General features: G+C 37.3%; 14 protein-coding genes. 11 read left to right on the top strand and 3 right to left on the bottom strand.

Annotated elements, in window-relative coordinates:
• Nucleotides 1-23 precede the first annotated feature (23 nt).
• The 9 genes from dltC (at nucleotide 24) to MKZ30_RS10515 (ending at nucleotide 9,448) form a co-directional block, all read left to right on the top strand.
• Nucleotides 24-260, top strand: a complete 237-nt coding sequence (gene dltC, locus MKZ30_RS10555) for a D-alanine--poly(phosphoribitol) ligase subunit DltC (protein WP_002356389.1) — start codon at nucleotides 24-26, stop codon at nucleotides 258-260.
• Nucleotides 260-1,534: a D-alanyl-lipoteichoic acid biosynthesis protein DltD gene (gene dltD / locus MKZ30_RS10550; protein ID WP_002356390.1), complete on the top strand. Its 1,275-nt coding sequence runs from the start codon at nucleotides 260-262 to the stop codon at nucleotides 1,532-1,534. Before dltC ends, dltD begins: the two co-directional genes overlap by 1 nt.
• 212 nt (nucleotides 1,535-1,746) lie before the next feature.
• Complete coding sequence (locus tag MKZ30_RS10545; protein WP_002367214.1) at nucleotides 1,747-2,829, top strand: M42 family metallopeptidase; 1,083 nt, start codon at nucleotides 1,747-1,749, stop codon at nucleotides 2,827-2,829.
• A 20-nt stretch (nucleotides 2,830-2,849) separates the two neighbouring features.
• Entirely contained in the window at nucleotides 2,850-3,641 is a 792-nt protein-coding gene (locus MKZ30_RS10540) for a DUF975 family protein (RefSeq protein WP_249958763.1), read from the top strand.
• A gap of 144 nt (nucleotides 3,642-3,785) precedes the next feature.
• On the top strand, nucleotides 3,786-4,526 hold the full coding sequence (locus MKZ30_RS10535; RefSeq protein ID WP_002356393.1) for an MBL fold metallo-hydrolase: 741 nt from the start codon (nucleotides 3,786-3,788) through the stop codon (nucleotides 4,524-4,526).
• Nucleotides 4,527-4,558: 32 nt separating this feature from the next.
• Nucleotides 4,559-5,563 carry a lipoate--protein ligase gene (gene lplA, locus MKZ30_RS10530; protein WP_002356394.1) on the top strand — a complete coding sequence of 335 codons (1,005 nt, stop codon included), beginning with the start codon at nucleotides 4,559-4,561 and terminating at the stop codon, nucleotides 5,561-5,563.
• Nucleotides 5,564-6,175: 612 nt separating this feature from the next.
• Nucleotides 6,176-6,865 carry an O-methyltransferase gene (locus MKZ30_RS10525; protein ID WP_002381418.1) on the top strand — a complete coding sequence of 230 codons (690 nt, stop codon included), beginning with the start codon at nucleotides 6,176-6,178 and terminating at the stop codon, nucleotides 6,863-6,865.
• 240 nt (nucleotides 6,866-7,105) lie between these two features.
• Entirely contained in the window at nucleotides 7,106-7,669 is a 564-nt protein-coding gene (gene ahpC, locus MKZ30_RS10520; protein WP_002367212.1) for an alkyl hydroperoxide reductase subunit C, read from the top strand.
• A gap of 96 nt (nucleotides 7,670-7,765) precedes the next feature.
• Nucleotides 7,766-9,448: an FAD-dependent oxidoreductase gene (locus MKZ30_RS10515; protein WP_129226132.1), complete on the top strand. Its 1,683-nt coding sequence runs from the start codon at nucleotides 7,766-7,768 to the stop codon at nucleotides 9,446-9,448.
• A 99-nt stretch (nucleotides 9,449-9,547) separates the two neighbouring features.
• Here MKZ30_RS10515 and MKZ30_RS10510 read toward each other — a convergent pair whose 3' ends face one another.
• From MKZ30_RS10510 to MKZ30_RS10500, 3 genes are all read right to left on the bottom strand, one after another.
• A complete protein-coding gene (locus MKZ30_RS10510) occupies nucleotides 9,548-10,138 on the bottom strand; it encodes a hypothetical protein (protein WP_033601219.1) in 591 nt (196 codons plus the stop codon).
• A 120-nt stretch (nucleotides 10,139-10,258) separates the two neighbouring features.
• Nucleotides 10,259-10,792, bottom strand: a complete 534-nt coding sequence (locus MKZ30_RS10505; RefSeq protein ID WP_010713133.1) for a 3'-5' exonuclease — start codon at nucleotides 10,790-10,792, stop codon at nucleotides 10,259-10,261.
• 33 nt (nucleotides 10,793-10,825) lie between these two features.
• A complete protein-coding gene (locus MKZ30_RS10500) occupies nucleotides 10,826-11,581 on the bottom strand; it encodes an exodeoxyribonuclease III (RefSeq protein ID WP_010816721.1) in 756 nt (251 codons plus the stop codon).
• Nucleotides 11,582-11,787: 206 nt separating this feature from the next.
• Here MKZ30_RS10500 and MKZ30_RS10495 point away from each other — a divergent pair, with 206 nt between their 5' ends.
• Nucleotides 11,788-12,702, top strand: a complete 915-nt coding sequence (locus MKZ30_RS10495; RefSeq protein ID WP_002419269.1) for a Gfo/Idh/MocA family protein — start codon at nucleotides 11,788-11,790, stop codon at nucleotides 12,700-12,702.
• Nucleotides 12,703-12,788: 86 nt separating this feature from the next.
• Nucleotides 12,789-13,676 (top strand): UDP-N-acetylmuramate dehydrogenase, encoded by an 888-nt coding sequence (murB, locus tag MKZ30_RS10490; protein ID WP_002387193.1) that lies wholly within the window; start codon nucleotides 12,789-12,791, stop codon nucleotides 13,674-13,676.
• Nucleotides 13,677-13,740 lie beyond the last annotated feature (64 nt).

Genomic DNA, 13,740 nt, shown 5'->3' with positions numbered 1-13,740 from the left:
AAAATATAAAGGGGCAATTTACAATGAACATTCAAGAAACAGTATTAAACATTTTAGAAGATATTACAGGAACAGACGAAGTTGTGAACAATCAAGACATTCAATTATTTGAAGAAGGATTATTGGACTCTTTAGCAACGGTTCAATTATTAGTAGAAATTGAAGGACAATTAGGAATCCAAGTTCCTGTATCAGACTTTGACCGTGAAGTATGGGGAACACCAAAACAAATCATTCAACAAGTGGAAGCTTTACAATAATGTCTAGAAAAAAACGACTAATCAGAATCTTAGGTCCAGTGCTTTGTTCAGCGGTCTTGGTTGCAGTGTTCTTTTTTGCACCGTTCAGAATCAATTTAACTTCCGAAAAAACGTTGAAGGAAGCATCAACGTCAATGGCACCGAACGTTTTAAAAGGCAATGTGATTAAAAACAAAGCAGTGGCTTCTGGTAAATATGTTCCTTTTTTTGGCTCTTCTGAATTAAGTCGATTTAGTGCTTTCCACCCTAGTGTGCTCTCTGAAAAGTATCAACGGAACTACCGACCGTTTTTACTAGGAGAAGCGGGCACACAGTCATTAACCCAAGCGATGGTCATTCATTCGATGGGCGATGCGATCGCCAATAAAAAAGCGGTCTTTATTTTATCTCCGCAATGGTTTGTCAAAAAGGGTGTACCTAATGATAGTTTTGGTGCACACTATTCACAATTACAAACCTACCAATGGTTAGCTAATTTAACCGAATTAACCAGCGGTGACCAATATCTAGCACAACGTTTGACCAAATTTCCAGTTGTTCAAAAAGACAAAGTCTTAATGGAAACTTTGGCAAATCTGCAGGCAGGGCAACTTCCCCAACGCTCTCAACGAGATTATTTTATAATGAATCTCCGTTTCTTGAATCGTGAGGATGAATTGTTTAGCCAAATTGGCATGGTTAGCAGAGAACCAATTGTTGAAAAAGATATGAAACAATTACCCGCTACGTATAATTTTAATGAATTAGATCAGCTAGCTGGAAAAATTGCGGCAAAAGCCATAAATAATAATAAATTTGAAATTAGTAACGGTTTTTATCGCCAACGGATTAAACCAGTTTTACCGAAATTAGCTCATTCACAAAAGAAATGGGATTATCGTTTTTCTCCAGAATATGGTGATTTCCAAGCTGCGTTAGAACAGTTAGCAGAAAAAAATGTCGATGTTTTATTTGTAATCCCACCTGTTAACAAACGTTGGTCGGACTATACGGGCTTGTCACAAGATATGTTGCAACAAGTAGCACGCAAGCTGAAATATCAACTTCAAGAGCAAGGCTTTACTAACATTGCTGACTTCTCAACATGTAGTAATGAACGTTACTTTATGGCGGACACGATTCATTTAGGTTGGCGTGGTTGGCTCGCTGTTGATCGTCAAGTAGATGAATTTATGAAACAACCTGCGTCTAAAAAGTTAGCGTATCAAATTGATGATCGTTTTTATCAGACAGATTGGCAACAACAAAATCCATTGGTCTTACCTCAATTTTAAGAAGGCAAGATGGATTAAGTACCAAGTATTTGAAGCGGACTAGAAGCGCTTCGTAACAATGAAAATAGCCTGTACCTGCCGTTGAATAACGAGCGTGCAGGCTGTTTTTTCGTTTATTTTTAGTGGAGAACGTTGCTCAATTTATTTTTTGTAAGTATTTTTTTAGTTCGTGGTATAATGGATAAAATTGGTTTTTGAGGGGAGTTATTTTTATGGATGCAAAAGAAGAAAAAATGTTAATTGATTTAACAAGTGCTAAAGGGATTGCTGGGAATGAAGACGAAGTACGTTCGTTATTTAAAAAGTATGCAGCACCGTATGCGGATAAATTTTTATATGATGGTCTTGGCAGTATTATTGCAAAAAATGTTGGTGATAAAGAAGGACCAAAAGTCTACATTTCTGGGCATATGGATGAAGTCGGTTTCATGGTTACCCAAATCACAGAAAAAGGCTTTTTAAAATTTCAAACCGTTGGCGGTTGGTGGGGGCAAGTGATGTTGGCCCAACAAGTTCAGATTAAAACTACGACTGGTAAGGTTTACCATGGTGTCATTGGGTCTAAACCACCGCATGTGTTAACAGCGGAAGTTCGTAACAAACCCTATGAGATTGCAGATATGTTTATTGATATTGGTGCAAGTAGCGATCAACAAGTTGCAGAATGGGGGATTCATCCAGGGGATATGGTGACACCATATATTGACTATCGTCGCATGAATGATACAAAATTTTTATTGGCAAAAGCGTGGGATAACCGAATTGGTACGGCCGTTTCATTAAAAGTTTTAGAAAATTTAGCGACAGAAGGGCACCCCAATATTTTATTTGCAGGCAGTGATGTGCAAGAAGAAGTCGGGCTACGCGGTGCGCAAACAAGTACGCATCTTGTGAATCCAGACATAGCGTTTGCTTTAGACACAGGAACAGCTGGTGACACACCAGGAATGACACCTAAAGAAGCCGACTCTGTTTTAGGTGAAGGACCACAAATTTTGATTTATGATGCATCAATGATTCCGCATAAAAAATTACGTGATTTTGTTATTCAAGTGGCGGAAGAAAATAACATTCCCTTCCAATATACAGTGATTACAGGGGGAGGTACGGATGCTGGCCGCATGCATTTAACACGCAATGGGATTCCATCATTAGCCATCACGGTGCCTGTTAGATATCTGCATTCACATACCTCAGTTATTCATGAAGATGATTATTTCAACACAGTCAAATTAGTCACAGAAGTGGTGAAACGTCTAGATAAAGAAACAGTCGCTAAATTGACTAGTTATTAGTTTCAGAAAGGATGGAATGAATGAAAAGTTTAGTAACAAATTCGCAACATCGTGCCAATGCTCGCAGAGCCCTTGATGGGCAATGGGGGATCATGGCTTGGTTAACTTTCTTAGGAGTGGTTTTACAGAGCTTCTTAACATCGATTGTGCAAAATTTATTTTCTGGTGAAAATCAAGTTTTTCAAAGTAGTTTTGCCGCAGTATTACTGCAAATTTTTGTTTTATTCGCGTTAAGTTATGCGCTATATTACGCAGCCTTGAAGGTGTTGCGTGGTGAAAAGGTGCGGGTCAATATTTTAATGAGTGTTTTTCAAGGAAAATATTATGGTCCGCTATTCGTGGTCAACCTACTTCAAAAAGTACTTGAACGTGTAATTGGTTTGTTATTTTTGTTACCAATTTTATTTGGTGCAGGGACAACCTTGTATTTCAAATTGATGTTTAGTACAGTTACACCAGAGGAAATCCAAACCTTTTTCTTAAATGATTTTTCCTTTTTCCTAGCGTTTGGCGTTGCCACTATCTTGATCTTTTTAATTGGTTTGTTTGTGAGTGGCGTTTTTCAATTTGCTGTGTGGCTACGTTTTGATAATCCAGAACTGCCAATTATGATGGCGTTGAAACAGTCGTTATATTTAATGAAAAATCGTTTTTGGCAATATTTATGTTTACAATTTTCTTTTATTGGTTGGTATATTGTGGGCTTTTTAGCTATTGGTATCGGTCTATTATGGGTGATTCCTTATAACCATGTAGCGTTAGCTAGTTTTTATCAAACTGCCTTAGAAGAAAAAGGTTTAGCCGAAGAATAAAAAAGAAGCTTGAATCCTTTGTTATCTCGACAAAGGGTTCAGGTTTTTTCTTTGTCTTTTTGTGAAAATTTAAGCGTTTTAACCTCGTTTTTCCGTTATTTTATGGTAACATGGAAGTATCGTATTGAAGGAGGTTGTCCACACATGAAATTGACTGTCTTAGGCTGTTTAGGTGCTTATCCATACAAAGGAGAAGGAACGAGTTCCTATTTGTTAGAATCTGAAGGCTTTCATTTGCTTATTGATGCAGGCAGTACGACATTAGTGCGTTTAGAAAACTATCTAGATCCATTGAAATTAGATGCTGTCATTCTGTCGCATTACCATCATGACCATATCGCAGATTTAGGTGTTTTACAATATTATCGTCAGCTTTATCCAACGCTGGAACCGACTCCTATTTTGCCAATATATGGCCATACACAAGATCAAATGCATTTCAAAGAACTAACGCTTCCTAACGTTTCCGAAGGGAAAGAGTATTTTGAAGCAGAAGAGTTGGCAGTAGGACCATTTTTAATTACTTTCATGGAAACGATTCATCCTGTCACTTGTTACGCGATGCGGATTGTTGAAAAAGCGACCGGCAAAGTCTTTGTCTTTACAGGAGACTCTGGTTACTTAGCAAGTTTTGAAGACTTTGCAAAAGACGCGGATTTATTCTTAGCGGATACGTACTTATTTGAAGGTAATGAACGACATCATGCACATTTTACGTCAAGAGAAGCAGGTGAAATTGCCAAAGCCGCACAAGTCAAACAATTGATGTTGACCCATTTACCACAACATGGGTCATTGGAACAACTACGTGAAGAAGCGCAAAACTATGCTGGAACGGAAATTCCAGTGACATTAGCCCAACCAGATTTAACAGTTGAGATTTAAAAAAGTAACTATACCAAGGGAGAGAACCGATTGTGATTTTTGTACCGAATGAAAATAATGACCCACGAGTGAATTTAGCAATTGAAACATATTTGTTAACAGAAATGCCTTTAGATGAGCCCATCCTTTTATTTTACATTAACGAGCCGTCAATCATTATTGGCCGTAACCAAAACACAATTGAAGAAATTAACAAAGAATATGTAGATGAGCACGGCATTCATGTTGTTCGTCGCTTAAGTGGCGGCGGCGCCGTTTATCATGATCATGGTAATTTGAATTTTAGTTTTATTATGCCAGATGACGGCAACTCTTTCCGTGATTTTGCGAAAGTTACCCAACCAATTATTCAAGCATTGCACGACTTAGGCGTTGAAGGTGCCGAATTAAAAGGGCGCAATGACCTAGTGATTAATGATATGAAGTTTTCAGGAAATGCGATGTACGCTACCAACGGCCGCATGTTTGCACATGGAACCTTAATGTTTGATAGTGATATTGATGAAGTTGTAAATACATTGAAAGTACGGAAAGATAAAATCGAATCTAAAGGTATCAAGTCTGTTCGTTCACGGGTAACAAACATTAAACCATTTTTATCTGAAGATAAACAAGAGATGACAACGGAAGAATTCCGCCAAGAAATTCTTTTGAAAATTTTCGGCGTAGATTCGATCGACCAAGTTAAAACGTATGAATTAACTGATCAAGACTGGGCGGCTATTAACAAAATTTCAGAGCAATACTATCGCAATTGGGATTGGAATTATGGTAAATCACCTGCATTTAACTTAGAACGTCGCCATCGTTTCCCAATTGGTTCAATTGAAATGAAAATGAATGTGGCAGATGGTGCCATTCAAGAAATTAAAATCTTTGGGGACTTCTTTGGGCTTGGTGAAATTAAAGATGTTGAAGATATTTTAACCGGCGTGAAATATGATAAAGCTTCTTTAGAAGAAGCCATTGATCAAATTGACGTTAAAAAATACTTTGGCAATATCGAAAAAGAAGATTTGCTTGGGTTAATTTATTAAAAAAAGACAGCCGTTTCAAACGGTTGTCTTTTTTCTAGCTAAAAAATAATTTTTAGCTTTTAGAAAGGTAGTACTATGTGCAAAATCGTCGAAACGATTTTTATCAGGGAACTATCAAATAGCTCGCCTGCATATGTACTTGAACCAAGTCAAGTCCGGGAATTTGGTTATGTGCTTCACTATAAATCACTATCTGTAAAGAGTATACAAGATTTCCTTTCTTTTGTGATACCAAATTTTTACAGACAAAGTAGTAAAATTTGACGTTTCTTATTTTAGCAAGGTTATAGGCTTGTTTTGGGGCTTGAAATAGCAAGAATTGAGAGTGATTTAAGGGAAAATATTAACATATGTAGAAGTATTTTTATAAGAAATAACGAGAAAAAATCAATAAGTATGTTCTTGAGGGCTACTTTTTGACGTTTTCTAATTAAAACTTAATAAAAAATAGCGGAAACAAAGAAAAAATGTGCTTACAAAAAGTAATCCGCACTTAGCTAGGAAGTTAAGAATGTGTAGGTTATTTTCAAACAAATACTAAGAATCCTATTTCAATCCTTTACAGAGGAACAAGGACTTCGTATAATAAAGGGACGAAAAGGAGCGAAAGTGATGAGAAACGAAATGATGCATCGACCAGTCGTTAAACCAGAATTGGTTGAGTATATGCGTACAAAACAAAAGAAACTTCCCGGAGAATTAGGTGCAGTGGAGGCAGAAGCCAATGAAGCAGGGGTGCCGATTATTCCGCACGAAACAGTAGTTTTTCTACAATTTTTGCTAGGACAACTAAAGCCTAAAAATATTTTAGAAATCGGGGCAGCAATTGGTTTTTCTTCAAGCTTGATGGCCCAATTTGTTGGTGAAGATGGTCACGTGACCACGATTGATCGTTTTGACGTAATGATAAAAAAAGCGAAGAAAACCTACCAACGCCTAGACTTAGAAGAAAAGGTCACTCTTTTAGAAGGACAAGCAGCTGAGATTCTACCAACGTTGGAAGGACCTTATGACTTTATTTTTATGGATAGTGCCAAATCAAAATACATTGAATTTTTACCTGAATGTTTACGGTTGCTGCCAGTTGGCGGCGTTTTAATGGTGGATGATGTATTTCAAGCTGGGACAATTTTAGACCCTGCTGAGGAAGTACCGAAAAAAAATCGAGCGATTCATCGTAAATTAAACCAATTTTTAGATGTAGTCATGGCGCATCCTGATTTAACTTCTACTTTAGTTCCTCTTGGTGATGGAGTTATTTTAATTACCAAAGAGAAAGAAACGATTATTTTAGATAGTTAAAGAATGTCTTCACAAAAAGAAAGCGAATCATTAAAAAGCAAGTTCTTTTAATGATTCTCTTTCTTTTTTATGTTATTTAAAAAGTTATCTCGCTATTTCTAATTGAGAATGATAATCATAAAATTCTCAATAGGACAGTATTATGTGTTAATAAAACCTTGTTTGTTTATAATTATTCTATTGACGGAATAATTATAAACTGTTATCCTTAAAGAGTAAAAAAACAGAGGAGGAACGACAATGAATTTAATTAATCAAAAACTTTTTGACTTTGAATGTGATGCCTATCACGATGGTGAATTTACACGAGTATCAACAGAAGATATTTTAGGAAAATGGAGTATTTTCTTCTTTTATCCAGCTGATTTTTCTTTCGTGTGTCCTACGGAATTAGGGGATATGCAAGAGCATTATGCGCATTTACAGGAATTAAATTGTGAGGTTTACTCTGTTTCAGAAGATAGTCATTATGTGCATAAAGCATGGGCTGACGCTACAGAAACGATTGGAAAAATTAAATATCCAATGTTAGCCGATCCCAACGGTCAACTTGCTCGTTTCTTTGGCGTTTTAGATGAAGCTTCTGGAATGGCTTACCGTGCTTCATTTATTGTGAGTCCAGAAGGTGACATCAAATCTTATGAAATCAACGACATGGGTATTGGTCGTAATGCTGAAGAACTTGTTCGTAAATTAGAAGCTTCTCAATTTGTAGCAGAACATGGTGATAAAGTTTGTCCAGCCAATTGGCAACCAGGAGAAGAAACAATTGCGCCAAGCTTAGATTTAGTTGGTAAAATTTAAATTCGCTTTGTAAATAGAGGTCAAAGAGTTGGATAAAACAGAGAAAATGTTTTGTTCAGCTCTTTTTCTGAAACACAGAAGAAAGAGGAGAAGCAAGTGACAGAAGAAATCTACGATTTGATTATTATTGGTGGGGGCTCAGCTGCTTTATCTGCAGGTATCTATGCAGGTCGCGCAATGATGGATACCTTAATTATTGAAAAAGACAAAATTGGCGGACAAGTAACGACGACTTCTGAAATTGTGAACTATCCAGCGATTCGTCACACAACAGGTCCAGAACTAATGGAAGAAATGCGCATTCAAGCACAAGACTTCGGTGTAGCTTTTACAAACGACGAGATTATTGATGTTGATTTTAGTCAAACGATAAAAACTGTTCAATCGGCGAGTCAAACCTACCAAGCATATGCAGTATTGATTGCGACAGGGGCCTCTGCTCGTAAAATTGGTTTCCCTGGTGAAAGTGAATTTACAGGACGCGGCGTGGCCTATTGTTCTACTTGTGATGGGGAGTTTTTCCAAGGTCTGGATATTTTTGTGATTGGTGGCGGTTATGCAGCAGCGGAAGAGGCCGTTTATTTGACACGTTACGGTAAATCAGTAACGATGATTATCCGAGAACCTGATTTTACATGTGCAAAATTAACTGCGGAGGCGGCCAAAAATCACCCGAAAATTAAGATTGTTTATAACACAGAAGTGAAAGAAATTACGGGAGATGATTTTGTCCGGAAAGCTGTGTTTGTCAATAACCAGACGGGAGAAGAAACGGTTTATGAAGCACCAAAAGACAGTACATTTGGTCTGTTTGTTTTTGCTGGAAATAAACCAAGTACAGAAATTTTTGAAGGGAAAATTGCCTTAGACCGTGGGTATGTGCCAACAACTGAGAATATGGAAACCAATATTCCTGGCGTTTATGCAGCAGGAGATTTACGAATAAAAGAATTACGTCAAATTGTGACGGCGGTTGCAGACGGTGCAATTGCCGCCACTCATGCGCAACGTTACGTGACAGAACAAAAAACACAGGCGGGCCAACCGATTGTAACGAAGCGAATGACTGAACGATTAGCTAATCAATCTGCCCCTGAAACAAACAGTCAGCAATCAAAAGAAAAACAGCCAGCGAAAGTTACTGGTAAGCATCAGTGGTTCCCAGAAAGTATGCGCCAACAATTAAGCGGTATTTTCGCTAAACTAACCAAAAAAGTGACATTGCTTCAGTTTTTGGATGCAAGTGATGAAAAATCATTGGAACTTCAGTCATTCTTAACAGAATTTGCAAGTCTGGATCAGAAGATTACTTTAGAAACGATTTTGAAAGATACTGAGCCAGCCAAAGAATTGCTGTATGGGATTGAAAAAATGCCTAGCGTTGTGCTCTTAGATGCGGCAGGAAACTATACAGGAATTAAATTTAGTGGTATTCCTAGTGGACATGAAGTAAACTCGTTGGTTTTGGCGGTTTATAATGTCGGCAGCGAGGGGCAGCCGTTAGAAGCAAGTCTGCAAAAGAACATACTTGCATTGCCAAAAAGAAAAATAGAAATCTTTGTTTCACTAACATGTCATTTCTGTCCCGATGTCGTGGCCGCTTGCCAACGGATTGCATCAATTAATCCTCATGTTGAAGCAGAAATGGTGGACATTAGTCTATTTCCAGAGTTGAAAAAAGAAAAGAAAATTATGAGCGTTCCAGCAATGCTGATTGATGGCGAACAAATGATTTTTGGTTCAAAAACAATGACCGAAATTATTGAAGCCTTGGCTTAAAAGAGGCGGAAAAAAGTAAATAGCCTAAAGACCTAAGTCATTCAAAAAAGTGAGAAATACGTCGAGATGATGTATTTCTCACTTTTTTCGCATAGTTAGTCAAGTACCTTTTTTGATTAAGCGATTGAGTTTCCTAAAAAGAATTAAAAAGACACAACAGCAAATGAACAATAGGCTTCCTGTTAGTGGTAAAAAGATACCTTGCATGTAGCTATCGATATGCATTAAACCAGGCACCTCGCTGAAAAAATCATGGATAAACTGTTGAATGAGCTTATTAGCTAGAAAAGCAGCTAAAGGCAAAACAAAAATCAAATAATAGATGGGTTGTAAGGCATAGCTAATTAAAATTTGTAATTTTGTCGTACCTAAAAGAGCTAAGATCAGTAAGTCGTTTTTTTGCTCTAAAAAAGTTAGGAAGAAAGCTCGGCAAATATAACTAATCAGGAAGAAAAAGAGTGTTCCAGTGCTGATTCCAGCCAAACCTCTGAAAATTTTCAAGGGAGGAATCACTGCATAATTATCAAGAAGAATCATTTGTGAAAGCCATCGAGAAAACAACAAAGTCAATAATAGAGCAGAAAAAGTCAGAAAACTAATAATAAAGATAAGAATCAACGTACTAAATTGGTTTTTTGAGCGCCACGCATTTTTGAGAGAGTCTGTGAATAAGTAAAGAATCGAATACATCATCGCGTCCTTTCTGAAAAATTTTTGTTTTAGCGGAAAAGTTATGTAAAAGAAAAAACGTTATCTCCTGCCAACTAGCCAATGAAAGAGATAACGCCTTCGCTGGAAACAAGAACTGGATTATTTCACCAATACTAATTTTTTTAAAGGTTCAACCCCAAATCGTTGTTCTTGCTGTAAAAGAATTTCGGCACAAGCACGGCTATCTTCTAAAGCATCATGATGATTATTTAAAGTGATATTGAGGTTTTCACAAACGGTATTTAATTTATGATTAGGAAATTCAGGAAACAGTTTGCGACTCGTTTTGACAGTACATAAAGAAAGGTAATTAGGTTGTTCTAAGCCATAGTAATCTAAACAGCCAGCCAAAACGCTACAATCAAAACTTGCATTGTGAGCGACCACTAACCGATTTGGCTGAAAACAATGCTGAATTTGTTGCCATACTTCAGGGAATTTGGGCGCATTGGCAACATCTGATTCATGAATGCCGTGAATTTGCGTATTTCGCCAGAAAAAAGGTGTTTCTGGTTTGATTAACGTGTAAAATTCATCCACAATCCGACTATTTTCTACTTTAACAATTGCAATGGAACAGGCACTATGTTTATCATAACTAGCTGTTTCAAAGTCAAAAGCGTAAAAGTTCATTAAAAAAACTCCTTTCAACGCGTTGAGTAACACTTAAAAATCAAGTACAACTTCCACTGGACAATGATCACTACCAAGAATATCTGTATGGATTTTAGCACTGACTAAACGTTCATTCAAGGATTCTGACACAACGAAATAGTCAATCCGCCAACCTGCGTTATTTTTTCGTGCATTAAAGCGATAACTCCACCATGAGTAGATGCCCTCAGCTTCTGGATAAAAATAACGGAATGTATCAGTGAAACCACTGTCTAATAACTCAGTAAATTTTTGCCGTTCTTCAGGCGTGAACCCCGCATTTTTTTGATTGGTTTTCCAATTTTTTAAATCAATATTTTGATGAGCTACGTTTAAATCACCGCAAAGAATTACGGGTTTTTCTTGATTTAATTCGTTTAAATAGGCACGAAAAGCATCTTCCCATGTCATTCGATAAGCTAAACGCTTTAGTTCAGCTTGTGAGTTTGGTGTGTAGCAAGTGACTATGAAAAATTCTGGATATTCTAACGTGATCACGCGGCCTTCTTGATCGTGAGCCTCGATACCTAAGCCATAGCGAACACTTAACGCTTCTTCTTTAGCGAAAATTGCTGTGCCAGAATAGCCTTTTTTTTCGGCGTAATTCCAATACTGATGATAGCCAGGAAGTTCTAAATCAATTTGCCCAGCTTGTAATTTTGTTTCTTGTAAACAGAAAAAATCTGCATCTAATTCATTAAAAACATCCATAAAATTCTTTTTAACAACCGCTCGTAAGCCGTTGACATTCCAAGAAATACATTTCATTGTTGAAACTCCTTTCAAATAAGAAACGCTTTTGCTCGTTTCAGTGCAAACCAGAACCAAAGAAAAGGTCGCTTGGTGCTTTCTTCTATTCTAATACTTTTTAAAGAAGTTTTAAATACTTGAAAAGAAAAAGAGAAAATGACTGATTTTTGGAAAGAAGTAGTCTATGATAAAATAGTAAAAAGAGCAGAAATGAGGACAAACGAATGAAAATTGGAGTCATTGGTTTAGGAAATATTGCACAAAAAGCGTATTTGCCAACTTATAGTGAATGCCGCCATTTGGCAGAGTTTGTGTTAGCAACTAGAAACCCAGAAACACGACAAAAAATCGCTGATCAGTATGGCTTTACAGAAACCGTTGGGACCATAGAAGAATTGATTGAAGCAAAGATTGATGCTTGTTTTGTCCATGTAGCCACAAAAGTGCATGGTGCAGTCGTTCGCCAATTATTACAGGCTGGTATTCACGTCTTTGTGGACAAACCTTTAAGTGAAGAGCTTGCTGAAGTCAAAGAATTACAAGCATTGGCAGCAGCAAAAAATCTGTGTCTGATGGTTGGTTTCAATCGTCGTTTTGCCCCTTATACGGAAGTATTGAAAAATATTCCTGAAAAACAAACTATTTTTATTAAAAAGAACCGCATCAATACAACGAGAGAAACAAGTTTTATGATGTATGATTTATTTTTACATGTCGTTGATACCGCAGTTTATTTAGCGGAAGGACCGCTCCACGTGGTGCAGTCAAAATTAGTGGAAGAAAACGGTTATTTAAAACGAGCAATTTTACAATTAGAAACCGAACAGACAACGATTGTTTGTTCCATGGATTTACACTCTGGGGCCAATACTGAAACTTTTGAAGTCACCAGCCCCACAGGTACTTATCGCTTGGAAAATTTAACGCATTTGACCATCCAAACAGAAGAAGAATACCAAGTAAAAGAGATGGGAGATTGGACGCCAACATTGGAAAAAAGAGGTTTTTACCAAATGGTTACTGCTTTCATCCAGGCCATTCAAAAACCGCAAGAGCAAGAGTTAAAACAAGAAAAAGTCTATGAAAGTCATGCGTTATGTGAAGAAATGCTACGCCAACAACAACGGCATGTTCTTTAAAGAGGACTAGCAACTTTCTTTCTATCATGCTAGAATAAGACAGATATTTTGAAAAGAAAGGACTAACTTTCGTGAACACTAAAGCTATGTTAGAAACATTAAACGAAATTACTTTATTAGTAGATGAACCATTAAAAAACGTAACCTTTACTAAAACAGGCGGCCCAGCTGATGTGTTGGCCTTACCCAAAACAAAAAAAGAAGTCGAAGAGATTGTGGCGTATTGCCGAGAACAAGGACTTTCATGGTTAGTATTAGGCAATGCTAGCAACTTGATTGTTCGTGATGGCGGTATTCGCGATGTCGTGATTATGCTAACAGAAATGAAAGAAATCAAAGTAGCCGGTACCACCATGATTGTGGATGCTGGTGCCAAGCTGATTGATACAACCTACGAAGCCTTAGCAGCTGATTTAACTGGTTTTGAATTTGCTTGTGGCATTCCAGGAAGTGTCGGTGGTGCTGTTTATATGAATGCTGGAGCATACGGCGGGGAAATTAAAGATGTTTTCCAGTCTGCAGAAGTGCTGTTGGCAGATGGAACTATCCAAACAATGACGAAAGAAGACCTGAATTTCCGTTATCGTCATAGTGAAATTCAAGAATTACATTGTATTGTCTTGCAAGCAACGTTTGCTTTAGAAAAAGGAAACCATGCAGAAATTAAAGCCCAAATGGATGAATTAACGGAACTTCGTGAACTGAAGCAACCGCTAGAGTATCCCTCTTGTGGCAGTGTCTTTAAACGCCCTGTTGGTCATTTTACAGGAAAATTAATCCAAGACGCAGGCTTACAAGGCTTGAAATGGGGCGGTGCTCAAATTTCCGAAAAGCATGCGGGATTTATTGTTAACATCGATCATGCAACCGCAACAGATTATGTGGAATTAATTGCACATATCCAAGAAGTGATTAAAGAAAAATTTGATGTTGAATTACAAACGGAAGTTCGAATTATTGGTGAAGAAGTCTAAAAAATAAGCTAGGGAGGTAAGTCATTTTGACTTGCCTCCCTAGCTTTAAATCCTAAGATAAAGG

Origin of the sequence: Enterococcus sp. LX10 (genome assembly GCF_023539285.1) — a bacterium.
Lineage (GTDB): Bacteria > Bacillota > Bacilli > Lactobacillales > Enterococcaceae > Enterococcus > Enterococcus faecalis.
The sequence above is the reverse complement of the archived record's forward strand: the minus strand, read 5'-3'. Positions and strand labels throughout refer to the sequence as shown.